Annotated in this window: 24 protein-coding genes; 8 read left to right on the top strand and 16 right to left on the bottom strand. The window is 61.2% G+C overall.

Going from position 1 to position 21,559, the window contains the following annotated elements:
- Window positions 1-1,620, top strand: a complete 1,620-nt coding sequence (locus tag AC0L25_RS19975) for an ABC transporter ATP-binding protein (RefSeq protein WP_473597100.1) — start codon at window positions 1-3, stop codon at window positions 1,618-1,620.
- Window positions 1,621-1,871: 251 nt separating this feature from the next.
- Here the strand turns inward: AC0L25_RS19975 and AC0L25_RS19970 are convergent, their stop codons facing one another.
- The 8 genes from AC0L25_RS19970 to AC0L25_RS19935 all read right to left on the bottom strand — a co-directional run bounded on the left by AC0L25_RS19970 (window position 1,872) and on the right by AC0L25_RS19935 (window position 7,639).
- Window positions 1,872-3,608 (bottom strand): relaxase/mobilization nuclease domain-containing protein, encoded by a 1,737-nt coding sequence (locus tag AC0L25_RS19970; protein WP_473597099.1) that lies wholly within the window; start codon window positions 3,606-3,608, stop codon window positions 1,872-1,874.
- The gene (locus AC0L25_RS19965; protein WP_473597098.1) at window positions 3,605-3,859 is read right to left on the bottom strand and encodes a hypothetical protein; all 255 of its coding nucleotides are present in this window, start codon (window positions 3,857-3,859) and stop codon (window positions 3,605-3,607) included. The genes AC0L25_RS19970 and AC0L25_RS19965 overlap by 4 nt, the downstream gene beginning before the upstream one ends.
- Window positions 3,856-4,563 carry a lytic transglycosylase domain-containing protein gene (locus AC0L25_RS19960; RefSeq protein ID WP_473597097.1) on the bottom strand — a complete coding sequence of 236 codons (708 nt, stop codon included), beginning with the start codon at window positions 4,561-4,563 and terminating at the stop codon, window positions 3,856-3,858. Before AC0L25_RS19960 ends, AC0L25_RS19965 begins: the two co-directional genes overlap by 4 nt.
- A gap of 385 nt (window positions 4,564-4,948) precedes the next feature.
- Entirely contained in the window at window positions 4,949-5,881 is a 933-nt protein-coding gene (locus tag AC0L25_RS19955) for a DUF736 family protein (RefSeq protein ID WP_473597096.1), read from the bottom strand.
- 173 nt (window positions 5,882-6,054) lie between these two features.
- Entirely contained in the window at window positions 6,055-6,345 is a 291-nt protein-coding gene (locus tag AC0L25_RS19950) for a helix-turn-helix transcriptional regulator (protein ID WP_473597095.1), read from the bottom strand.
- A gap of 136 nt (window positions 6,346-6,481) precedes the next feature.
- The gene (locus tag AC0L25_RS19945; protein WP_473597094.1) at window positions 6,482-7,159 is read right to left on the bottom strand and encodes a DUF2285 domain-containing protein; all 678 of its coding nucleotides are present in this window, start codon (window positions 7,157-7,159) and stop codon (window positions 6,482-6,484) included.
- Window positions 7,068-7,298 carry a transcriptional regulator domain-containing protein gene (locus tag AC0L25_RS19940; protein WP_473597093.1) on the bottom strand — a complete coding sequence of 77 codons (231 nt, stop codon included), beginning with the start codon at window positions 7,296-7,298 and terminating at the stop codon, window positions 7,068-7,070. The genes AC0L25_RS19945 and AC0L25_RS19940 overlap by 92 nt, the downstream gene beginning before the upstream one ends.
- A 119-nt stretch (window positions 7,299-7,417) precedes the next feature.
- On the bottom strand, window positions 7,418-7,639 hold the full coding sequence (locus AC0L25_RS19935) for a hypothetical protein (RefSeq protein ID WP_473597132.1): 222 nt from the start codon (window positions 7,637-7,639) through the stop codon (window positions 7,418-7,420).
- A gap of 179 nt (window positions 7,640-7,818) precedes the next feature.
- Here AC0L25_RS19935 and AC0L25_RS19930 point away from each other — a divergent pair, with 179 nt between their 5' ends.
- Window positions 7,819-8,034: a helix-turn-helix domain-containing protein gene (locus AC0L25_RS19930; RefSeq protein WP_473597092.1), complete on the top strand. Its 216-nt coding sequence runs from the start codon at window positions 7,819-7,821 to the stop codon at window positions 8,032-8,034.
- Window positions 8,035-8,372: 338 nt separating this feature from the next.
- Here the strand turns inward: AC0L25_RS19930 and AC0L25_RS19925 are convergent, their stop codons facing one another.
- Both AC0L25_RS19925 and AC0L25_RS19920 read right to left on the bottom strand, forming a co-directional pair.
- Window positions 8,373-8,702 carry a DUF736 domain-containing protein gene (locus AC0L25_RS19925; protein WP_473597091.1) on the bottom strand — a complete coding sequence of 110 codons (330 nt, stop codon included), beginning with the start codon at window positions 8,700-8,702 and terminating at the stop codon, window positions 8,373-8,375.
- Between the two features lie 1,005 nt (window positions 8,703-9,707).
- On the bottom strand, window positions 9,708-10,634 hold the full coding sequence (locus tag AC0L25_RS19920; protein ID WP_473597090.1) for a DUF2493 domain-containing protein: 927 nt from the start codon (window positions 10,632-10,634) through the stop codon (window positions 9,708-9,710).
- 20 nt (window positions 10,635-10,654) lie between these two features.
- On the opposite strand from AC0L25_RS19920, the gene AC0L25_RS19915 reads away from it, so the two are divergent.
- Window positions 10,655-10,807, top strand: coding sequence for a hypothetical protein (locus AC0L25_RS19915; RefSeq protein WP_473597089.1), 153 nt, complete (start codon window positions 10,655-10,657; stop codon window positions 10,805-10,807).
- Between the two features lie 79 nt (window positions 10,808-10,886).
- Here AC0L25_RS19915 and AC0L25_RS19910 read toward each other — a convergent pair whose 3' ends face one another.
- Both AC0L25_RS19910 and AC0L25_RS19905 read right to left on the bottom strand, forming a co-directional pair.
- Complete coding sequence (locus AC0L25_RS19910; protein ID WP_473597088.1) at window positions 10,887-11,969, bottom strand: DUF7146 domain-containing protein; 1,083 nt, start codon at window positions 11,967-11,969, stop codon at window positions 10,887-10,889.
- A 480-nt stretch (window positions 11,970-12,449) separates the two neighbouring features.
- Window positions 12,450-13,646 (bottom strand): DUF932 domain-containing protein, encoded by a 1,197-nt coding sequence (locus AC0L25_RS19905; RefSeq protein ID WP_473597087.1) that lies wholly within the window; start codon window positions 13,644-13,646, stop codon window positions 12,450-12,452.
- Between the two features lie 1,196 nt (window positions 13,647-14,842).
- Here AC0L25_RS19905 and AC0L25_RS19900 point away from each other — a divergent pair.
- Window positions 14,843-16,009: a tyrosine-type recombinase/integrase gene (locus tag AC0L25_RS19900; RefSeq protein ID WP_473597086.1), complete on the top strand. Its 1,167-nt coding sequence runs from the start codon at window positions 14,843-14,845 to the stop codon at window positions 16,007-16,009.
- Window positions 16,010-16,374: 365 nt separating this feature from the next.
- Here AC0L25_RS19900 and AC0L25_RS19895 read toward each other — a convergent pair whose 3' ends face one another.
- Complete coding sequence (locus tag AC0L25_RS19895; protein ID WP_473597085.1) at window positions 16,375-16,686, bottom strand: hypothetical protein; 312 nt, start codon at window positions 16,684-16,686, stop codon at window positions 16,375-16,377.
- A gap of 601 nt (window positions 16,687-17,287) precedes the next feature.
- On the opposite strand from AC0L25_RS19895, the gene AC0L25_RS19890 reads away from it, so the two are divergent.
- The 4 genes from AC0L25_RS19890 to AC0L25_RS19875 all read left to right on the top strand — a co-directional run bounded on the left by AC0L25_RS19890 (window position 17,288) and on the right by AC0L25_RS19875 (window position 19,911).
- On the top strand, window positions 17,288-17,734 hold the full coding sequence (locus AC0L25_RS19890) for an ion channel (protein WP_473597084.1): 447 nt from the start codon (window positions 17,288-17,290) through the stop codon (window positions 17,732-17,734).
- A gap of 840 nt (window positions 17,735-18,574) precedes the next feature.
- Window positions 18,575-18,958 carry an ATP-dependent DNA ligase gene (locus AC0L25_RS19885; protein WP_473597083.1) on the top strand — a complete coding sequence of 128 codons (384 nt, stop codon included), beginning with the start codon at window positions 18,575-18,577 and terminating at the stop codon, window positions 18,956-18,958.
- Entirely contained in the window at window positions 18,958-19,248 is a 291-nt protein-coding gene (locus tag AC0L25_RS19880) for a hypothetical protein (protein WP_473597082.1), read from the top strand. The genes AC0L25_RS19885 and AC0L25_RS19880 overlap by 1 nt, the downstream gene beginning before the upstream one ends.
- A 387-nt stretch (window positions 19,249-19,635) precedes the next feature.
- Window positions 19,636-19,911 carry a hypothetical protein gene (locus AC0L25_RS19875; protein WP_473597081.1) on the top strand — a complete coding sequence of 92 codons (276 nt, stop codon included), beginning with the start codon at window positions 19,636-19,638 and terminating at the stop codon, window positions 19,909-19,911.
- A gap of 92 nt (window positions 19,912-20,003) precedes the next feature.
- Here the strand turns inward: AC0L25_RS19875 and AC0L25_RS19870 are convergent, their stop codons facing one another.
- From AC0L25_RS19870 to AC0L25_RS19860, 3 genes are all read right to left on the bottom strand, one after another.
- The gene (locus AC0L25_RS19870) at window positions 20,004-20,801 is read right to left on the bottom strand and encodes a CPBP family glutamic-type intramembrane protease (RefSeq protein ID WP_473597080.1); all 798 of its coding nucleotides are present in this window, start codon (window positions 20,799-20,801) and stop codon (window positions 20,004-20,006) included.
- Window positions 20,802-20,933: 132 nt separating this feature from the next.
- Window positions 20,934-21,179, bottom strand: coding sequence for a hypothetical protein (locus tag AC0L25_RS19865; RefSeq protein ID WP_473597079.1), 246 nt, complete (start codon window positions 21,177-21,179; stop codon window positions 20,934-20,936).
- A 186-nt stretch (window positions 21,180-21,365) separates the two neighbouring features.
- The coding region (locus AC0L25_RS19860; RefSeq protein WP_473597077.1) for a hypothetical protein at window positions 21,366-21,559 on the bottom strand (194 nt) is incomplete at its 5' end.

The following is a 21,559-nucleotide window of genomic DNA, read 5'->3' as shown; positions in this document are numbered from 1 at the left end:
ATGGCCACTTCCGAAACCATCCTCAGCGTCAAGGACCTTCGGGTCCGCTTCCGCACGCTCGACGGCGTGGTCGAAGCCGTCAAAGGCATCAACATCCACGTCAATGCAGGCGAAACCGTTGCCGTGGTCGGCGAATCCGGTTCCGGCAAGAGCCAGACGATGATGGCGGCGATGAGCCTGCTGGCCTCGAACGGCGAGGCGACAGGCGTCGTCGACTATCGCGGCCGCAACCTTTTGACCCTAAGCAAGTCCGAGCTCAACCAAGTCCGCGGCCGCAAGATCAGCATGATCTTCCAGGAGCCGATGACCTCGCTCGATCCGCTCTATACGATCGGCAACCAGCTGATCGAACCGATCCGCCGGCATCGCGGGCTTGGCGCGGCGCAAGCACGCGAAGAGGGGCTCAAGCTCTTGCGGCTGGTCCATATTCCCGATCCTGAGCGGCGGATGAAATCCTACCCGCACGAATTGTCGGGTGGCCAGCGCCAGCGGGTCATGATCGCCATGGCGCTGGCCAACGATCCCGACATACTGATCGCGGACGAGCCGACGACGGCGCTCGACGTGACGATCCAGGCGCAGATTCTCATGCTGCTCGCCGAGCTGCAGCGCAAGCTCGGCATGGCGATCGTCTTCATCACCCACGATCTCGGTATTGTCCGGCGCTTTGCCGACCGGGTCTATGTCATGCGCTACGGCGAAGTCGTCGAAGAGGGCGAGGCGGAAGCGATCTTCGTCAACCCGCAGCATGCCTATACCAAGATGCTGCTGGCCGCCGAGCCGACCGGAACCAAGGCGCCGCCACCGCCAAATGCGCCCGTCCTGCTCGAAGGCAGGAATGTCGAAGTGACCTTCAAGATCAGCGGCGGGTTTCTTGCCGGAGAGCCGCTGATCCTGCGCGCAGTCGATCACATTTCGATCCGGCTGAAACGAAATCAGACTATCGGCATCGTTGGCGAATCGGGTTCGGGAAAGTCGACGCTCGGCCGGGCCTTGCTGCGGCTGCTGCCAAGCGACGGCCTCATCCGCTTCGGCGATCGCGATATTTCCGCCGCCGACCGCCGGGCCATGCGGCCGCTGCGGCGTGAGTTGCAGCTCGTCTTCCAGGATCCGTTCGGTTCGTTGTCGCCGCGCATGACCGTTGGCCAAGTCATCACCGAAGGACTTCTGGTGCATGAGCCGACCCTGTCGGGCAGGCAACGCGATCTGCGCGCGGTCGAGGCCCTGCTCGAGGTCGGGCTCGATCCGAACGCGCGCAATCGCTACCCGCACGAATTCTCTGGCGGCCAGCGCCAGCGCATCGCCATCGCGCGCGCGATGATCCTCAAGCCCAAGGTGGTCGTCCTCGACGAGCCGACCTCGGCGCTCGACCGCTCCGTGCAGAAACAGATCGTCGAACTGCTGCGCAAGCTGCAGGCCGACCATGAACTGTCCTACCTGTTCATCAGCCACGATCTCGCCGTCGTGCGCGCCATGGCCGACTACATTATCGTCATGAAGCAGGGCAAGATCGTCGAGGAAGGGCCGACCGAGACGATCTTCAGCAATCCGCAAGCGACCTACACGCAGACACTTATGGCCGCGGCCATCGACGTCACACGATTTCGCTTGAGCGCATAGCGCGATCGGTCAGGGCGCAGTGCATGGTGGCAGCTAAACCGCTGTGCCTTTCTCGAGAGGGATGGGTGACAGGCTATTCCGGGTAGGTGGGTTAGTGTCAAGTCTGACCACACAAACTGTGAAGGGTAGGGCACACGTGATTTAACGGCGACACGAGCGTGACTGTCTGCAATGGGGGACAAACCCCCGAATGCTTTTAACAGGCATTCCAGACAGAGCACACGTCGAAATTTTCGCGGCAGTTGCGAGCTTCACAGCCCGACACCCCGCTTCCTTCCGTGGCTCCAATCCACACCGCCGCCATCGGCGCGCATTACCCCAGAAAGATGAGTACCCAATCTCTTTTCGAGAGGCGGCGACCAAGGCACGAGCCTAAAGCCGAGCCCGTCATCGATCATAGCGAAGCGGCCCGAAGCCAGCGCAAAACGCCGCCGGTAGATGCCGGTCACATGATCACCATTTGCAGCCGTCGTGAAGGATAGACCGGTTTCGGCGGCGAGCCGTGAGCCGAGCGCCTCAATCTCGCGATCGCGAAGCGTCTCGATCAAGCTGCGCGCAAGGACGACGCGCTGTCCCTCTCGCCAGGCCAGACCCTGCCCGACAAGATGATCTCTCCGATCCTCCAGCGCCTGCCTTACCTCCCGGCCAAAGCCGCCATCGCCGAGCTCGGCTGGCTCTTGCGTGACGAGCTGTCGGTCGAGCCAGGTCGCGCCAGAGGCATGGATCTGTTCTTCAATTGAAAAATCTGAGTGGACGGCGAGCGCGACGCGGCCCCTCACATCTTCGTAACGGCGCAGCTCCACAATCGAGCCTGGGGCGGAGTCTCCGCTTGCGTCGAGATCCTGAAAGCGGACGTGGTGTGTACGTCCATCGATGCCGTCTACGATGGCATAGGTCGAACCGCGTAGTTCGTCATCCAAGCCACGTTCGAGCAGCCGACCGATGACTGGCGCCTCTATCTTCTCGGCTGCGAGAACATATCCCAATGTGCCCCTGTCGATGCCGTGCCCGGCCAGACTACGGTGCATGCGCTTGATTATATCGCCTCGTTCCCCGAGCGCCCGCATGGTCGCCTCGGCTTCTTCGGCCACCATCCACTGGCCGGGACGGATTTCGTTGGCGACGCCCAGGCTTTCGAGCCTACGCAGCCGCCCAACCTTGATTGTCAGGAATTCGTCGGGCGGACGCTTCGGGTGTGGCGCGAGATCGATGATGCCGTGACGATCCATGTCTCGGGCAAGCTGTCGGTCGAGCTGAGTCCAGCGCTCAGTCTCGACCTGCCGCTCGATGATCTGGCGAATTTCATGGTCGGTGCGAGGCCCCAACGTCTGGGTAAGGATGTCGCCCGCACGATCGCGCATGCCCTGGCGGATATAGTCGCGCGAGATGACGAGGTTCTCGCCATCGTCCGCGACACCGCGAACGAGGATATGAACATGCGGATGTTCGGTGTTCCAATGGTCGATTCCGATCCAGTCCAATTCTGTGCCGAGATCGCGCTGCACGTCTCCGATAAGGTCACGGGCGAAACTCTTGAGGTCGCCCAGCTCGACGGCGTCATCAGGTGAGACGATGAAACGGAAATGGTGCCGGTCGTCCTGGCATCGATCGGAGAAGGCATCGTGATCAGTCTCGTCCGTCTCAGGACCGAACATCTTCGCCGCGTTGCCGTCGCGCGTCACGCCCTCGCGGCGGAGATAGTTGAGATGAGCGGTGAGCGGCACCGAGCTCCTAAACTGCCGGACGACGCGCGCCTTGACGATGACACCGCGTGAGTGGCCGGTGATAAGGCGATTGGCGCTGATGCTCGCCGTCCGGCCACGTCCAAAAGTCGAGTGGCGCGGCGAGACGAGATGGCCCTTGCGTGAAACGCTCCCACCGGCACGCTGTGCAGCCGCGAGCGCCTGAAAGGTGAACGGCCGTGCGCGCTGGCTGGCGCGAGAGCGGATACGGCCAGGGCGGACACGGAGATCTTCATCCCGGTTCACGGCCACTTCCCCCGCGAGGTGCAGCTATCATCGGAAACATCCAGAAAGTGGCGATGGCGCACATCGCGCAAAATCATCGCACATCGCGAAATGGCCTCTGAAACCCTTACGCTCTCGCCATTCGACCGGAGCGCACATCGTGGCCCTTTATCCTGCCACTCCTCTTCGCCCTCAGCCGCGACCAACCCTCCCGTCGCCAATTCCGCGACGAAACACGCCGGAACGCGATTGACCGCGGCTGCGTTGATCATCGCGGTTTCCCGGAAAAACGCTGCGCGAATAGACCTCCCTTGGAGGATCTCGGCTCGAACACAGCTTCAAACGGCCAACTATCCGGCTGCGGCTCGACGGCGGTGAGGTCAGTGACAGCAGCACCCAACGGCGGTCCCATGCTGGACGAGCGGATCGCCGTGAAGATGCTTTCTGCGGCAACATCCGCAGCACCGTCGCCATGCGACGCGCCGACATTCGGGATGTCGCCGTTTTGCTCGAAAACCGATGGATCGAGTGCACTCTCCCTGTTTGTTCTTTGTCGGGCGCGCGGCGGATTGGAAACGGCACCTCTGATCAGCGGCGTGAGTTTCCTGACGTAGTCGATCGTCTCACGCGGCAGCGGGCGGCCGGTCAAAAGATACTCTTCATAACGCCCAGGGCCGGCATTGTAGGCAGCGAGAAAGCCGTTGCGACCAAAGCGGTCGAGCATCTCACGCAGGTAAGCTGCACCGGCAAGAATGTTGTCGCGCGGCTGATAGGGATCGACGCCGAGGTGGTGCTTGATTCGAAGTTCCTCCCACGTTCGGGGCATGATCTGCATCAGGCCCATCGCGCCCTTGCTCGACACCGCATGAACATCACCAACGCTTTCGACATGCATGACCGCGCGAAGCAACCGCTCGGGAACAGCAAATCGTTTCGCAGCTTCCCGGATGTGTCCCGACCAGAGATCGGAGGACAAGGCCTTGCGCTTGGAGCGCGCCGGGCGTTCATTATGCGTGGAAGGTTCTGCGCAAGCAGCGGACATTGAAACGGCAAGTATGACGCATGCACAAAGGGCTACGATGCCGTGGCGGATGACCGCGTAACGACCGCTGCCCCGATGCGTTATCAGCCTGCCACCGTGCGCGCTTTCATCAAGGGCGAGGCTTCGCTGGCCGAACCAGCTTCCCCCAAATTGTGATGTGATGGGCGCCCGGAACGACGGGCAAGCGCCCGGCCGCCCTTGACCATCGCTGCGCGCGGCAGCCGCCTGACGGGCGATCGGATTGAAGGCCTTGACCGGCGCCCACTCTATCAAAGAGATTGACGCGAAAGGCTCGTTGAGGCGCAATCGGCGCATCCGATCAGCCTCTCTCGTCGCGCTTCGACGGCCGACTCCAATGCAGGTTCCAGGCGTCCTTGTCGGCGTCGGCCTGGAAAAGATTGGCGCGGATCGGTTGCGTGAAAGACGGATCGTCAATCGATACGGAGAGATAGGCGCCGGCCTTCTCGCCGGTGCGATCCCACGCCGCGCCGATCTCCATGCCTTCGCAGAAGACGCGATGGTCGGGCGCGTTCTCTGCATCCGATTTCTCGGCAGGCAGTATGGCGAGCTTTGCATCGACTGTCAGCGTTGAGATGTTGCCGAAGAAGCCGTCTTCGTTGCGGGTGAAGGTACCGATCTGGGCCACTGCAGTGCTCCTTTCATGAGCGTTGACGAGGGTTAGTGCGAGCCTTGACGGCTTGCCGGGAACGGCACCGTTAGGATCATCCGGTGCCCGAGAGGTGCGGTCGGTTGTCCAGACCGGGACCGCGCGACCGATGACCGAAGTGAGCGGGAGCGGCCCGAAATAGCGGCCGTCAAAACTGTCGGTTGCGTCCCAGTTCACGAGGAAGACTTCGCCGTCGGCAATGACGCGACAGCCTTGCCAGACGGGCAACGGCCGGCCGCGACTGTCACGCTCACGCGCATGTCCAAAGCTCACGCCGTTGGCGATGATGGCTGTGCCTTGCCGACAGACCGTCGCACCTGCGAGTGCCAGCACGCGCTTCAGGAGCGGCACGCTCTTCGGCAAGTATCCGCGTTGGGCGAGGAAGTCCGCCAGCGGTTTGGGCGGCATGACGACGGTGAGATCGGCAACGTCGATCCTGTCGACCGGCTCGATGCGGTAGAGCCCAACCGGGACGCTCGCTGATGCGTTCCAGATGAACTGCGGTCGATGGCCAAACCATGCCGGTGCAACAACCAGGACCGCGGCGCCGAGCATTGCGGCGATGATTGCTGGGCGTATACCCATGGCTCCAGCCAGGGGCTCAGCATGCAAGCTTGGTGACGGCGTTTGGCTGGCGAGAAGCAAAACCAGGGCACGAGGTCCTGCGCACCGCGCGGCGCAATACCACCAGCCCGCACCAGAAACGGCCCAAGTTGATGGTCGGTCGAACTGATGGCGCATTGTCACCACGCTGCATGTCAGGAGACGCGATCGCGTCCGCCGGCATAGGCCGGCGCGCGAGCCGCATGCGGCTTGGCGGGCGGAACATAGGTCGCATTGTCATCGCTGGTGGAGGTGCGCGCGCCAAGGGCGATCCAGGCATGCAGGTCGTCGATGTCGTAAAGGACGCGTCCGCCGACCTTGCAGTATTTTGGACCGGTGCCGTAAGTCCGGTGCTTTTCCAGAGTGCGGGCGCAAAGCCCGACGATAGGTGCTGCCTCCTTCGTGCGCAGATATTTTTGGGGCGCGTCCGCGGGACCCTTCGACATCGCTCGATCTCCATTCGGTTCTGCTGTCGTCCTGGCCTGCCGGGACGCGCGAAATGGAGGATCGTCGAAATGAGAGTAAGCGAGGGAGGGCAAAGATCAGGGGCTGCGTTTTTGCTACCCCTGCGAAGAAGGAAGCTCAGCAGTCGGAGTTCCGACCGCGGTTATGGGGATAGAAGAGAAGATCGCGATAGCCGCCAGCGATGAAACGATCCGTGCGGCGCAGGATCGCCCGGACTTTGTGCCGAAGATGATGATCGCGCCAATCGCGCGGCGCGATCGGCTCTTGTGACAACAGCGCCTGCGCGATCTCACGATAAGTTGCACCCGTGCGACGACCATCGTGAGCGCGCAAATTCAGGATATGCCTGAGCTTCGTCTGCTGCGGCAGCGCGCCAAAGGGTGGAGCGAGCGACCGACCGTTCAGTGCCCGCCAGAACCGACGCGCCGCATCGAGCCGGGTCTCGAACGCGCTGTCGAGCGGCAGAACAACGGCGTTGATGCCAGGTGCATCTTCGCCAGTTTCGGCAACCAATGTGTGCGTTGAAATCGATGCCGGCCAAAGAACCGGAAACTCTTTGACCTGGCGCCACGTATGAAGATTGCCGAATTCGGAAAGTTGAACCGTCTGATGCGAAGAGCTGACAGGGGCAGGCATCTTCGTGGCCCGGAGCACACGCGGGGAGGCCCGCTCAGTCCAGACGATGTTCTCGGTAAGCGGGTGGTCACCGCCTGCAATTTTGAAATCGCGCACCCCAACGAGCAGCGAAGTCGGGTGGACCGACAATGTCTCTGGAATCAGGGTGCTGCGACGCAAGCTGGCTGCACTCGGCGACAAAAGCGTCGTTCCGAATCAGATACTCGGCAGCGAACTCTCCAGCTTCGTAGCCGCTCATGTGCGCGTAGGCTGCCGGACCGGTCCAATTAACCTGCAACCTTCCCAGTCCTCTCCGCATGCCCCCATCTGGTTGAGGACCTCGGATTCAACATCCATGGCGATGCAGACGTTGGGTAGGTGGAGAGTTGGCAAACCGATGTGCTGATTCAGCAAAGCGTGGCAAAAGGTCAGCGGTAATCAGTGAGGCGCACCGCCCGCCAGAAGATAACGGTAGCCGTCCGTCGTCATCCAACGGGCGCGGGCAAGATGGGACTCCCACGCCTTGAACGCCCGCTCCGGCTCCCGCCCCGGATCGATATGAAGAACGATTTTGGCCACCTCTCGCCAGTCCGCATCTTCGGCGGCCGCGTCGAGCAGGCGGATGTAGGTAATCAGCCGCTCCTCGTCATAGCCGGTCAGGGTCGGGGCATCCGGCGCAACGTCAGCAACGTCGGGATCGCGTAGTGGTTAAGCATAACATTGATCGCTTGTGCTTCTACGACGATCTTGAAGGAACCATCCTCAACATCGAGTTCTGATCATAACGAATAGGAACGATCATTCCTAGAACGATAGTTCCCTTTCTGGTCCCTACGGTCATGGACCTCAAGGAGATCATGGCGGTCAATATGCGTCGTCTGCGCCATGACCTGAATGTGACGCAGGAGGAGCTGGCCGCCCGCTCTGGACTGAGCCTGCGTTACGTCGGGTCTATCGAGCGTGCTCGGGTTTCGGCCAGCGTCAGTGTGCTTGGTAGTATAGCGGCTGCGCTGAATGTGGAGCCGTGCGAGCTGATCAGAAAATCGGCACGGTGACTTGGCGCGGGACTCTCCGGGGCTTCGCCTTGGCTTCAAAGGCGGCTGTCCTGATGCGCTCCGTGCGGGCATGCCAACCATGCGGTGCGGGAAATCGATGGTCTTCGGGCGGGTGGCTCACATCGTGGTGTCGCTGATCTGGCCGGTCCGCCGTTGGAGCCACGTTTCGGATAAACGTCTGTCGATCACGTGCGGGCGGCCATTCTCCCCGGGTGGCGGTACACGTCTTCCGGGTCCAGCACAGCGATGAGGCACAATGCTAGTCAGGCATGAGCCGATTAGTCGCTAAAAAGGAATGGCCCCGCCCGGTATGTCCGGGCGGGGTTTGCTCAGGCGGCTTAGTCCACGTTGCGGCGACCGCTGAGGCGCGACCAGATGAGGGAGTAGCTGTCGCCTTCCTCGTCATCGAAGAGGTTGGCGTAGATCGGAGCGGTGAAGCTCGGATCGTCCAGCTTTAGTCCGAGATAGTCGCGGCCCTCGTTGGAGCGCTTTGACCAGGCAGCCCCGATCTCGACCCGTCCGATAAAGATTCGATGGCTGGGGCCGTTGTCGCTGGAGCGGTTAGCCGTGGGAACGATGCGGACATTCTTGGCTTGGACCGAGAGGGTAACGATGTCGCCGATGAACTCGTCGTTGCCAGTGCTTTTGAAAGTGCCGATGGTCGCCATGATATTTCTCCTTGATCACTGTTTCCGAGCCCGCACCATTGCGGCCTCGATGGCGATCCACGGGCCGAAGGCGACCGGCGCCGCACCCGCTTGCGGGCCGAAGCGGCAGCGGAGGATGGCGCGAGAGCGACTTTGTTGTTTCGCGAGGAATGGGCGCAGCCCAGGGGAAGAAAGTCGCGTCAGCGCCGTTGCGGCATAGGCGGTCGAGGCGCAGCCGGACTTCGGCCAGATCAGCCCATTGAGAGGCCGTTTGAAGCGGTCGAGCTGGCAGAAATAGATCAACGGAGAGTGTGGCGTAACTGCCGCGGTCTCCAAGGTCTTGGCTGGGGGTCTCTCGAACGCGTTTCCTTCTCCATAGACCTGCGTGATATTCGGAACCTGCCAACCTCGCACTCGAACGCTGATGCCGATCGCAACCGTGTAGGACGGCGTGGCACGCTGCCTGATCCAAACGCTCCAATCAGGTGCCCGCCGCGATCGGTTCGAGCTGCTCGTGTATACAATGGGGTGTCCGCCAACACCGATTACGATCCAACTGAGGGGCCTGTCCGGTCGAGCCGGCGCCGCCATCACGCACGTGCCGAATGCGAACGCCGGAAACGAGAAAGGCGACCGCCAGTTCCCATACGGCACAGAGGGTTTTCACGATGCACAGGTGCCCTTGATCTTGCGGAGACCTGATAACGGCGAGCGGAGTCCACGATCCATTCGCTATCTCTGGCTCGTGGCGGCACGATCAAAAGGAGCTTCGCAGTTTTCAAGGGCGACATCTAGGATCCGGACAGGGCCTGATCATTCCAAAGTGGAACTGATTGCCGACTTCAGGTCTCGGACTATCCTGGCAAACGAGGCTCTTGTGGAGTGCTGCGGAGCGATTCTCAAAATGTCGCCGAGCTCGTCCACGCCAGTGATCCCGAGGCGAGAGATATCCTCGCATCCAATCTACCGGTATCCCGCCGCGCGACTATCGCATCGTCGTGCTGAGCTATCGGAGATATGCGGCGGTCACCCGCCGCCGAACTGCCAGACTGGGATGCCGAGCTTGCGGGCTTTGTCAGCGAGGTTGTGCTGGATACCACTTCCGGGGAACAACATCACGCCGACTGGCAAAACATTGAGCATCTGGTCATTGCGTTTAAAGGGAGCGGCACGGCCGTGTTTCGTCCAGTCTGGCGCAAAGCCGATCTGCGGCACGTTGCGATGGTCCGCCCAGCGGGAGGCGATCTTCTCGGCGCCCTTCAACGACTTGCCGTGCATCAACACCATGTCGGGATGCTTGGCGTGGACCTGGTCGAGCTTGGCCCAAATCAGGCTGTGGTCGTTGAAGTCGAGCCCGCCGGTGAAGACGATTTTCGGCCCTGGTGGTAGCAAAACCTGCGTCTCGGCTCGCTTCTTGGCGTTCAGGAAATCGCGGCTATCGATCATCGCCGCTGTCAGGTTGTGATGGTTGACCATCGATCCGGAGCGCGGTCGCCAGCTCGTGCCGGTGTGGTGTTGGTAGAGATCGGCGGCCTGGTCGCGCATCAGTTCGAAGACATTGCGGCGCTCGATCAGTGTCTGCCCCTCCGCCGTCAGGCGCTCCAGCTCGACGGATTTCACTTCGCTGCCGTCCTGTTCGCGCTGGCTGCGGCGCTGCGCCTGCTCGTTGTCGTCGAGCTCGCGTTCGACGCGGCCTGAAGCACGATGAAAGATGTTAACGGCTGACCAGAGCAAATCATCTAGGTCGGGCTCGAGCCGGCTATCGGAGAGCGTCACCACCAGCGCGTCGAAGATATCGGTGATCGCGCCGACGACGACATTGCCTTCCGGGAGTGGCCGAGGATCCGGTTCGTCCGAAAAGGGGCGGTAGCCGTAGAGCTGGAGTTCGGTGACGATATGGTCGATTGGTGATGACGCATGGGCGGGCTCGAAATCGGGATCGTAGTCAGTCATGGGATGCTCCTTCGCCGGATATGACCGCGACCGTCGCGGCCTTCTGGCGACGAAAGCCGGCGGGCGAGACGACCTGCACCCGCAGCGTAGCGCGGGCCGAAGCGGCAGCGCAGGATGGCGAAGGCCGGCTATTTTGTTTCGCGCTGCAACGCCCGAAGGGCGGCGGAAAATAGCCGGCCGCAGGCATTGTCGGTCGGAGCCGTTTGCCGGCCGATCGCCATTTCGAAGGCCCGGTCGCGTTTCTCTCCGGCGTCAACGGGGCTCGCGTGCAAGGTTGGTGCGATTTTCGCCAGCGCGATATGCAGCGCTCGACATGAAGCGGCCAACGTCGCTGGGCGCGACCTGCAGCCTGATTGCGGTCCGCAGTGCCTCGAGGCCGAGATTGCGGAGATCGTCGTTGAAGTCGCTGCGCTGTGGCGTCAGGACAATAGGGTGTATTCCGACAGTGCGCGCCCGCGTGATGAGGGCGTTGCACGACCAGTCGCCGGCCGGATCATTGTCGCGGGCGACATATAATCTGCGGAGCGTCGGCGGAAATAAGATAGCGGCTAGATGGGCTGCGGACAGTGAGGCCAGCATCGGCATGTCCGGAAGAACCGAACGGAGCGACAAGACCGTCTCGATCCCTTCGCCAACCGCCATGACTTCGTCACCTATGCCTATACGTACTGCGTTGCCGAGAAGAGCGCCCATCGCCCGTCGCGGGTTGTCGATGGGGGCCTTGTCGCGCCCACTGGGGTCGAGCCACGTCCGGTGCGCTCCGGTGATCTGGCCATTGAGATCTGTGACAGCGGCGATCATCGCCGGCCAGGTTTCGGGCGGGCTGTGGTTGTCAGGCCGATAGTAGCAGCGGGGATGGAACCGCAGGCTGTCGGTTCCCTGCAAAAGCCCAATGCCGCGCTCACGCAGATACGCTTCTGCGATTGTGCCCAAAATCGGCTTCGACCCGCCGAAGAGGCGGCGGGCTGCCTCGGGCGATCCGGTCGGCATTGGTGTCAGCCGCCGGCAGGACTGAGGCTGAGGCACGGAAGGCTGCATACTGAGGAAAGCCCGCGCCTCGTCAGCGATATCTTTGAAGGCGGCCAGGCCGCAGCTCTCGCGGATGAGGTCGAGAAGGTCGCCGTGCTCACCGGTGGCGGCGTCGGTCCATTTGCCGGCCGCGCCTTTGCCAGATTCCGGCCCCGTCAGCCGGACAAACATTGAACGGCCAGGCGTGTTGCGGGCATCGCCGACCAGCCAATAGCGGCCCTCGCGGTGTCCAGCTGAGAGATAGTAACGGCAGACGGCCTCGGCCTGGCGACTGAGACGTTGCGCAAGATCCGTTGCGGTTTTCATAGCGAACTCCCCAGACGAAAAAGGGGCCCGCCGTTGCCGGCCGGCCCTCCGGTGGACGTATTGATCCTTCGGCTATTCGGCGGCGATCGCATACGTGTCGATCTTGGCTGGTTCATTTTCGAGCTGCGGCTCGGCGGCCGCCATAACCGTTTCGCCGCCGTCTTCCGCAGTCTCCTCCAACTCGCGATCGCGGGTCGCTCGACCCGTTTTCCGGGACCGCCACGATCGTGCGGCCAAACGGGTACAGCGGCTCCAGCAACCGGCCTGAGCCTGAGGCCGTTCGCCGGGAGATGACGAGCCGGTTGAAGCGATGATTCCTTAGGTGCAGTAGCCATCTGAATGGTCTCCGCGACGGGCGGCCGAAAGCCTCTCTCTCGGCCTCCACCCCATCACGAAGCTGCGGCCCATCTCTCCCTCTGAGAGACGAGCCGCAGAACCGTGCTCAGGAAGGACGTCGAACCGGAAATCTGTGGATCCGGATCAGGCGACGAGGTCGAGCAATTTCTTCGCCCGGGCCTCGAGGCCGAGCCGAACGTCCTGATGGGTCTTATCGCGCGCCACCGCCGTGATGCCTTGGACAAAATCGAAGATGCTCTCGGGCTGGCGGCCTTCCTCGGCGAGCACTGCCTCGATGATCTTCGTGGTCTCGGCTTTGCTAAAGCCTCGCTTGCGCAGGAAATCGGTACGGTCTTCATCGGAGCGAGCGACGATCCGCGCGCGGGCCGCCTTGATGCCGTTGACAAAGGGTGCCGGGCTGGAGTCCGCGAACCGGGTAAGCGCCGGCGCGACCTCGTAAGCGAAGCGTGAGGCAGCATATTTCGAGTGCCGGATCGTGATCTCCTCGAAATCCTCAACGCCCCAGAGGTTGCGGTTCTGGCACACGGCGCGAAGATAGAAGGAAGCCATGCCGAGTGTCTTGGCGCCCACCTCCGAGTTCCAGCAGTAGAAGCCGCGGAAGAATAGATCAGGCGAGCCATCCGGCAGTCGCCCCGCCTCGATTGGGTTTAGATCGTCAACCAGGAAAAGGAAGACATCTCGGTCGCTGGCGTAGAGAGTGGTCGTGTCCTTCGTCACGTCGACATGGGGGTTGTAGAAGCCGGTTGACCAGTTCAGCACGCCCGGCACTTTCCAGCGCGTGTCGCCAGTGCCGTTGCCGGCGATCCGCTGAACGGCCGCGACCAGCTCATGGTCGTAGATCCGGCCGTAGTCCGGGCCCGTGACCGCGCGGAGCTCGACCCGCCCGTCATACGTCTCGAGCGTCTTGACCTGCTCGGGCCGGTGCGAGGCCAAGCCATATTGCAGGTTGATGCCCGCAAGCACGGCGGGCACCTGACGAAGGTAGGCAGCCGGCGCTCCGACCAGGCTCGCGAGCTGGCCAAAGCTCCAATGGGTCGGCGAGACCGGCTCGGTCGCGCCAGGGAGGATGAGGGAAAGGCGTTCGGCGTTGTCGCGGCTAGATTCAACGCGGACCGCCGCGCTCTCGACGGTTCGTGTCCGACTGCGTTCGCTGCGGCCGTTCACGGAATCGAACAGCGCCGACAAGGACAGGAATCGCTCGTCATCGGGCCGGGAAAACCATTCTGAGGATACGCGGCCGATCCGCTTGCCCCGACCGACATCGACTTTATAACCACCGTTCGCGTCGCGAGTGGCGTCCAGAACTTCAACGTTGCTCATGGCTGATCTCCATGACGGACCGCCGAGAGCCTCTCTCTCGACCTTCAATCCGTCACGGCGAAAGCCGCAGCCCTCTTACTCTCGAGACGTTGCGGGGCGGAGCGACCACTGAAGGGTGCATGAGACCTTGGCCCGAGCGGTGGGAAAGGCCCCGTTTCCACGAATTTGCCAAATGTCCACTTAGCTGAGGGTGCACGCCAAAAATCCGGGACTTGGCGCAAGAATCCCGGCAAGCGCAGCGATGCGCTTTTGGCGTGGGGAATCGCCGACTATGAAGGTTTACAGGCCGGCAAGGCCCAAGCGCACCGACGAGGCGAACCAAGAAGCGATGCTCGCAACGGGAGCTGCGAACTTTCCGATTAGCAGGTCAATGGGACATCTTTGCTGCAGGATTTCTCGGCGCCGCTTTTCGTTGCCCCCTGTTGGGCATATCTCATCCACCGAGCATCCAGAACGGCGAGACAGAGATGGAACCGTTGCGGCCAAATGCTACCATTTCACGGTTGGCTACATAAGGAATCCCGCGTATCCCCGCTACGTCATGAAGACAAATAAGCCTGCCATGTCACCAATCGCGATCTTGCCCCTACCTGTGGCCATTCTTCCTATTTCGGCGGAAGGGATGGCACCAACCCAGGCACTTTTCACCTTAACTGCATCCGGTAGCGACATACCCTTCGCCTGCGCACTCGACCAGACCCGCGGTCCGTCGGTTCTCGAGCAAAACGATTGCACAATAGGCGATTGCCTGAGGGCTCCGCATTGAAAATCCCAGAGCAATTCGACAATGCCACACCTCTGCGCATCGAGACTGCTGCGCAAATTGCCTTTCCCGACGGCTCGATGGGCGCAGCAGGTTTGCGCAAGGAACGGGATGCCGGCCGACTTGAAACGGAGTTAATCGCCGGAAAGGAGTACGTCACCTTGGCGGCGATTGCGAGAATGAGGGAATTATGCCGAGGACGTCGAAAGGGCCACGCCTCGTCTGGCGGGACGAAAGCCGCAAAAAGGACGGTACGCTCCGAAACAGGGCCGGGTGGTTCGTCCGCGACGGGTCAGCCTTCGTCAGCGCTGGCGGCGGCGAGAAAAGCCGCCCGGGAATTGAAAACGAACAAGCGCTCGCGGCCTACATTGCCGACAAGTACCAGCCAGCACGCGAGCGCGGACGCGGTTCGGATGATGTCCTGATCGCCGATGTGATCAATGTCTACCTGACCGAGGTTGCGCCGAAGCATGCCGCGCCAGAAGAGACTGCGGCTCGGCTGGAGAAGATCCTCGATTTCTTCGGCGAAAAGACGCTCGCCGGCATCGACCGCAAGCTCTGCCGCGACTACGTCGCGTCCAGACCAACAGAAGCCGCTGCGCGCCGCCAACTCGAGGATTTTCGCGCGGCCATAAGATACTACCGGCAGGAAGGTTATACGACTGCCGCACCAACGATTCCCCTGCCTGAGAAGCCTGTGGGGCGCGAACGCTGGCTGACGCGCAGTGAAGCGGCTGCCCTTATCTGGGCCGCGTGGAGCATGAAGCAGACATGGAAAGGCCAGGAGAGTGGCCGGCGCACCGGACGCCATCTTGCCCGCTTCATGCTGGTCGCGCTCTACACGGGGACGCGCTCGGCCGCGGTCTGCGGTGCCGCCATTCGACCGACCGAAGGGCGTGGTTATATGGATCTCGACCGTGGCCTTTTTTATCGCCGTGCTGACGGCGCCAAAAGGACCAAAAAGCGCCAGCCGCCCGTGCGCCTGCCGGACCGCCTGCTCACGCATTTGCGTCGCTGGGCCCGCACCGATCTCGATATCAAGACCAAAGGGCGAGGCAGGAGCGCGAACATCGGCCGCAAGGTATCGCAGGATTTTGTCGTCGAGTGGAACGGAAGGCCGGTCGGATCGATTAAGAAGGGCTTCAGAACGGCGCGCCAAACCGCTGGCCTCGGCGCCGATGTCACTCCGCACACTTTCCGCCACACCGCTGCGACCTGGCTGATGCAGGCTGGTGCCGATGTGTGGCAGGCGGCGGGCTTTCTGGGCATGACCGTGGATGTTTTGATTGACACTTATGGTCACCATCATCCCGATTTCCAGGCAGACGCGGCCGAGAAGATTGCGAGGAAATACGTTGCGACCATGGGGCCGAAAACCGTCTTCAGGATGGGCGACAACAAAGCGCCAAACCCGCGCCATCACCCTACAGTTTCCCCACAGAACAGCCGGAAAGAAACTGGAACATTGGCAAGCGAGCGTGACGGAAGAGTCCGGGAATCTGCAACTTTGCTGGCAGTCCCCATCGTTCGGGACGATGGGGTCGTAGGTTCAAATCCTGCCACTCCGACGAAATCTTCATTTCCATCACCGTGGCGCTGAGTGCGGCAGCGGCAATATGGCAATCCAATCGTCGCAATTGGTAAGACGCAGCGAAATCCACCCGGCGCAGATCGCGTCGGTTTGAGCCACGGTACCTGCAGCACTGCTAGTTGCCCCTACACTTCGCCCAGTGTGCTTCCTGTTGCTGTTTATCTACACGAACGAAATGAGAAATTGATGACGATCGCCTCAGGCCGAGACAAGCCAGGCACAGGAAACCCACGGGCGCCTGCGAGCAGTTGCGTGGGATTCCAAAAGAACAGCCTTAGCCCGGCCAGCTCCGTGGCGCTGATCGGGCGCCGATCGGCCTGGCTATGAGCGGGTGATCGGCAACGACCGCAACGCCCATCGCCGCAAGTGTTGGACTAACAGGGCAGGGTGGGGAACCGGTGACGGAAAACATCGAGACGAACAGCGAGCGCATAGCCGAGGAGCTTGTGCAGGAGGCCGCCCAGAAGGTCCCGCGCGGCGGCACAGTCTCCGTCAAGGCCGTTATAGCAGCGGTTCGCCAGGATGGGCCTCATCTCGAGATGACTGACAATGCGCTGATCGAGCTTATCGTGACAGCGGTTCCAGCGTTCGGACGCGCGGTAGCCTTCGACCTCCACGAAGAATAATGCCGCAATAAACATATCGCCTTTACGGAACCCTTCGGCAATCAAATAGTTGGGTTCCAAAGGTGACTGTTATGGCATTGCAGGATAATCACCTTGCCTTTCGACAATTGATCAGTTCGGAAGACTATCGTCGGAAGCTGCGAGAACTACTAAGATTGGATGGCGAACAAACGTCGTCACCGAGGCTCGTCGAGTTAGTGGTGGAGCTTCAGGAAGAGATTGAGCGGCGAAAGCGACTAGCCAGCGACAATCGCGAGCGGCCTAAGCGCGCCTGCTAAGGGAGGAGCCCGCCGCCGGTCGAGAGGGAGTGGCGACGGACCCCACGGCGGCTGTATTCCACGGAGGATCGACCGCCGCATTCTACAACCCACGCGGGCCTACATTGTTCCCTTATCGGCGGCCTCTTGCCGCCTTAGGGTTCTCTCTATGGAAACCATCTGGTTCGTCCCTCCGGTGTTCGTGAAGACCGAATTGGTCGGCGTCACCTATGCTTGCAACAATGTCCGAGGTGCGTCCGAGCAGCTCCTGAAGTGGCCCAATAGGGGGCCCAAGTGGCAACGTGCGTCGGCCCTCTGCCTGTCCGCTTTGGAAGGCGCGGAGTTCGACCCTCGCTGTTCGAACCGCTCGCGCGGTGATAAGCGGTTGAGCATCTGAGTCCTACTTGAAAGTACCGCAATTGGTCACCGCGTTCGCCATATCTGTAGGTCTCGCACTGGTAACGGTTCTGATGCACTATGAAGTGCTAAATGTCGCCGGAACGATGAGGCGTCGTTTTTCACTTCCGATGCGGGTTGATCTGCTGCTCTTGGTCATTGCAACAATCATTGCTCACGTGGTGGGGATCTGTCTTTTCGCGCTCGCCTACGCCTGGATGCACCACCATCCAGACCTTGGAGGTCTCGCAGGCTTGTTTTCCGGAAGCGCAGCGGATTTCTTCTATTTCTCGGTTACCTGTTACACGACGATCGGCTTTGGCGAAGTCTATGCCACTGGGCCGATGCGAATCGTTGCTGCCTTGGAGGGTCTCAACGGACTCGTCCTGATCGCTTGGTCAGCATCGTTCGCATACGCATTGACTTCGGATCTGTGGAAGCGGAAGCAAGACTGACGCGCGTTGCAGAGGTCGTGTCCTTCGTCATAGCTGTTCGCGCCGAAAGGTGCGGCGGGCTTTTCCGTTCGGGCGCCTCGACAACCGATCGATGTGCTCCCAATGTTGGGCTTGGCAGCGTACGCCATCGCTAGTTGGTATCTTAGCGCCTAGTGCGAGTCTCTTCTGCGAACCACCCGCCATTCGTCGATGTGGCGGGTGGTCGCTTATCAGCACAGGAAGGGGCTTAGCTGCGCAGATCTCAAAGTCGGTCGGCTCCTAGCCAACCATGATTCCTATCGCCAGGAACGTGGCCGATACCGCGAACACCGGAGCGAGTAACCAGCGAGCTTGGTGGACACTGTTCTCCATGATCTCCTCCTGTGAGCACATGGCGAGCAACGAGTGGCCGGCGTCGCGGTTCCCGGGCTGCACCCGGTCCTGGTCCTTTGTGAATCAGTAACCAGACGTAGGTCCCACCTTTCAGGGACCGAAGCCTAGTCGCGGAACGTATGAGACCGTCTGAGGTTTGGTGAGCCTGGCGCGAAGACGATGCCGTTCAGCGCAACGGAACCCACACAAAGGGAAGTGCTGCAATGTCCCTCTCTCAAAGGCTTTCCTCGGTTGGTCTGACCTTCCAATGCCCGGAGTGCAAGTTCACCTTCATCAAGAAAGGCAGCTGGTTACGGGGCGTTTCCCGTTACAGGTGCGACGGATGCGGACGCGAGACTCGGATTACTTATCCCGACAAGATTGCGATCTTCCATAAGCACGCGCACTTGGCCACGCGCCCGCCGGAGGCTGCGAAATCACGTTCCGTTCACTCTGGCCAATATAAGCCCGCTGCCTAGAATCGAATAAGTGCGTAAAATTGTAAGTATCGGCACCGGCCGGCTAGAGTTCATTTCGCCGATGGAGCCCAAGCTGGTCGCCAAGCCGCCAGAAGGCGGGGACTGGATTCACGAGATCAAGCTCGACGGCTATCGCGTCCAGATCATCATCAACAGCCCAGCGGATATCCGCGTCTTCACCAAAACCGGTGCGGACTGGACAAGCAAATTTACCGGGCTGGTCGAAGCTGCGAGAGAGCTTGATGTCGAGAATGCGATCATCGACGGCGAAGCTGTCGTTCCCAATGAAGCCGGTCTGCCCGATTTCGCTGCGCTCCAGAAAGCCGTCCACAACGATCCCTACGCGATGATGATGGGCGCGTTCGATATTCTGCATCTGGAGAATTCGAACTGATGGGAGTTGAGCGTGAGCCAGGGAAGGCGGCGTTCGCTTTGCTGGCTGAGCCGGGCACCGGAAAGTATATTGGCACCGCCTTCATCACCTTGGGCCGCGACAAAAAGGAGCGTCTGTTGAAGCGAGTTCGAGAGCACGCCGGTCCGCCGCCAGAGGCCATGAAGAAACGGCCGGCGACACAATGGGTCAACCCTGGTGTCAAGCTGCGCGTCAAGCATCTTCGCGGCGATCACAGCCACATACGCCATGCCTCGCTGCTGGGTTTTGGTGACGAGGATCAGGACCACTGAAGGGCGGCCGCTGGTTAAGATCGGCTTGAGAGCGTATGATGTGAAATCGCCAGCCACGCATCAATGGGCGCTGACGCTTGGGAGCTATCGCACTCCTGCCCCAACGCTAGGCATTTGTGTTATGGCTGAAGAAGCAGGACGGGCCCGTCTGTCGGACGACTTTGTCGTGCGCTTGCGCGGGAGTCCGGTGCCACTGAGCAGCAAATTCGCGACATCGCATCCCTGATCGGGAACGATCGTTCCTCGATCCTGAGAGAAGCGCGCCTGCTGACTCGTGGTCAGGGCTGAGGCGTTAAGGCGCTAAGCCTCTCGACTGTCCTATTGATCACTTCGGTGGGTGGCAACAAAACCATCCGGCCCGCGTTTTTGCGGGTCAGGAGGTTGGAGATGGCCGACGACAGAGAGAAAATGTTTGAGCGGATCAGAGCCAAAGCGAAGGGCGGGCCGACGCTCACCGACACGGTGAAGGCCATTCGCAAACGGCCTCTGACGAATAACGAGGCGACTGGCTTCAAGGGGAAACGCCACGACGGCCAGGTGAAGGACGAACGCGAGCATTTCCAGATATGCCCCGTCTGCGGGCAGGAAATGGACATGCGCGACCTTGGCGAGGCGCTTCACCACGCGACGCCAGGCCACAAGCGTTTGAAGTATCCCGACTAGATCGGCGAGCCGAAGCTGCGGACGCGTCGTTTCGGGATTTCTGGGATGGGGACTAATCGGTGCGTAGCTCAGCACGAAAATCTAGTGATGTCCTAAGTCGGCGACCTGCAATCGCCTTGGCGCTGGCCGTGCCGGAAGCTGCGCGTGCCACAAACCGCCACGATGGCAGCGGCAGCGGCGAGCCAGATCGCGAGCGTAATCCATTGCTGTTGGATCTTGTCGGGTCCGTCGTAGACACGAGCAAGGAAACGCGCGCCATTCTGATGCGAGACGTGCATTAGAATGGCCAGCAGAACGCTGCCTCCGGTGTTCTGCCAAAGCCAGGTGAAAACGAACGCAGCGATTACAACGAGCAAGGCCGCGAAGACGCTGTATTCGCCGAGCACCGCGAGCGGCAGATGCCAGAGCGACCAGATGATGCCGACGATGAGGCTTGCGCTAACTGCGGCATGCCGCTGCAACAGTTCCGGCAAGGCGAACCCGCGCCAGCCAGGTTCCTCCCCCAAGGGTCCGCTGAAGATGGCCAGGACGGCAACCGTGACGGCGATCTGCCCAGCGGGCGGGACCACCGCCCAGTTGGCGGGTCCGGAGCCGAGTGCCGGGTTGAGCCAGTTCGCCACGAGTTGGACGGCGATCGGGAACCCGATGGCGACCAGATACCAGATCGGGGCAACGCGCCAGTGGACTATTGACCGCAGCAGCGCCCGCACACGCGGCCAGCCTCCGACAATTGCGCCGACGATTATCGCCGCTACGAACGGCCCGAAGGTGAACAGTGCGGCCGTTTCCCCACCGGCGAGATAGAAATGGATGAACGCGATCCACGTAATCGCGAGAGCGAGCGCGAAGAAGCTCGCCACCGGATTTCGGACTATAAGCTTTGTCACCATCGCCTTTGCGCTCTCTCAGACGGCAGAGCTAATCACGGAATGATGTCGCGGTCGACGGTGAGGCGGTAGTTCGGCGCCGCGCTGCTGCTGCGGTCGGTTCCATAAACTGCACACGGTCAAAGAGTTTTGATTCTAGAATTCCCGGCCAGCGCGCATCATGGCGCGGGCGATCGCGAGCTGAGCCTCGACCTTGGCGTTTTCCTTTTGCGTCATGTTGTCGGCAGCGATCAACCGCTTCAAAGACCGCATGATCTCCCCGCGCGTCCAGCCTGCCTCCAGCATGCAATCGACGATCGCCTGGAAGCCTGGCTCCATGGCCTCCTGGCAATCAATCTCGCGGTCGGGGTATTCGCCCTGTCGTCTTGGCGGTCTGATCATGCAGGTCTTCCTCATAGAAATCGCTCGCCGTCTTCGCGGTGCTCGAAACAGAACCAGTGCGATGGCTGCCGCGGCTTGGCGGAACCCCATCCGGCATTCTTGCCGCAGCCGGGATGCTCGCACTTATGGTGCTGAATGCCGGGACGGGTGACGGGCTTCATGTAGGAAGGCGGATAATCTCGTCGCTCATCGGCATGTTCTCACTTCATTATTGGTGGAAAAGATTCCACAGCCGGTCTTGACGATCAAGGAAAATGTTCCTTTTCTGTTCTCATGGCGCACGATCCTATCGACACGCTGGGGAAGGCGACCCGGCACAACATGCTCGTCAAGGCAGAATGCAGCTGCGGCAACGTTCGCTACTGCCGCTCCGCCGATCT

The sequence above is a fragment of the Mesorhizobium sp. WSM4813 genome, assembly GCF_055811555.1.
This window is presented reverse-complemented; position numbering and strand designations above follow the sequence as displayed.

Bases quoted from the DNA above. Each gene is read 5' to 3' on its own strand.
- AC0L25_RS19905 (WP_473597087.1), bottom strand. From the start codon at position 13,646: ATGAGCAACGTTGAAGTTCTGGACGCCACTCGCGACGCGAACGGTGGT.
- AC0L25_RS19955 (WP_473597096.1), bottom strand. From the start codon at position 5,881: ATGGGTATACGCCCAGCAATCATCGCCGCAATGCTCGGCGCCGCGGTC.
- AC0L25_RS19875 (WP_473597081.1), top strand. From the start codon at position 19,636: ATGGCCGACGACAGAGAGAAAATGTTTGAGCGGATCAGAGCCAAAGCG.
- AC0L25_RS19920 (WP_473597090.1), bottom strand. From the start codon at position 10,634: ATGACTGACTACGATCCCGATTTCGAGCCCGCCCATGCGTCATCACCA.
- AC0L25_RS19880 (WP_473597082.1), top strand. From the start codon at position 18,958: ATGGGAGTTGAGCGTGAGCCAGGGAAGGCGGCGTTCGCTTTGCTGGCT.
- AC0L25_RS19925 (WP_473597091.1), bottom strand. From the start codon at position 8,702: ATGGCGACCATCGGCACTTTCAAAAGCACTGGCAACGACGAGTTCATC.
- AC0L25_RS19950 (WP_473597095.1), bottom strand. From the start codon at position 6,345: ATGTCGAAGGGTCCCGCGGACGCGCCCCAAAAATATCTGCGCACGAAG.
- AC0L25_RS19975 (WP_473597100.1), top strand. From the start codon at position 1: ATGGCCACTTCCGAAACCATCCTCAGCGTCAAGGACCTTCGGGTCCGC.
- AC0L25_RS19910 (WP_473597088.1), bottom strand. From the start codon at position 11,969: ATGAAAACCGCAACGGATCTTGCGCAACGTCTCAGTCGCCAGGCCGAG.
- AC0L25_RS19865 (WP_473597079.1), bottom strand. From the start codon at position 21,179: ATGATCAGACCGCCAAGACGACAGGGCGAATACCCCGACCGCGAGATT.
- AC0L25_RS19915 (WP_473597089.1), top strand. From the start codon at position 10,655: ATGACCGCGACCGTCGCGGCCTTCTGGCGACGAAAGCCGGCGGGCGAG.
- AC0L25_RS19965 (WP_473597098.1), bottom strand. From the start codon at position 3,859: ATGATCAACGCAGCCGCGGTCAATCGCGTTCCGGCGTGTTTCGTCGCG.
- AC0L25_RS19870 (WP_473597080.1), bottom strand. From the start codon at position 20,801: ATGGTGACAAAGCTTATAGTCCGAAATCCGGTGGCGAGCTTCTTCGCG.
- AC0L25_RS19940 (WP_473597093.1), bottom strand. From the start codon at position 7,298: ATGCGGAGAGGACTGGGAAGGTTGCAGGTTAATTGGACCGGTCCGGCA.
- AC0L25_RS19930 (WP_473597092.1), top strand. From the start codon at position 7,819: ATGGACCTCAAGGAGATCATGGCGGTCAATATGCGTCGTCTGCGCCAT.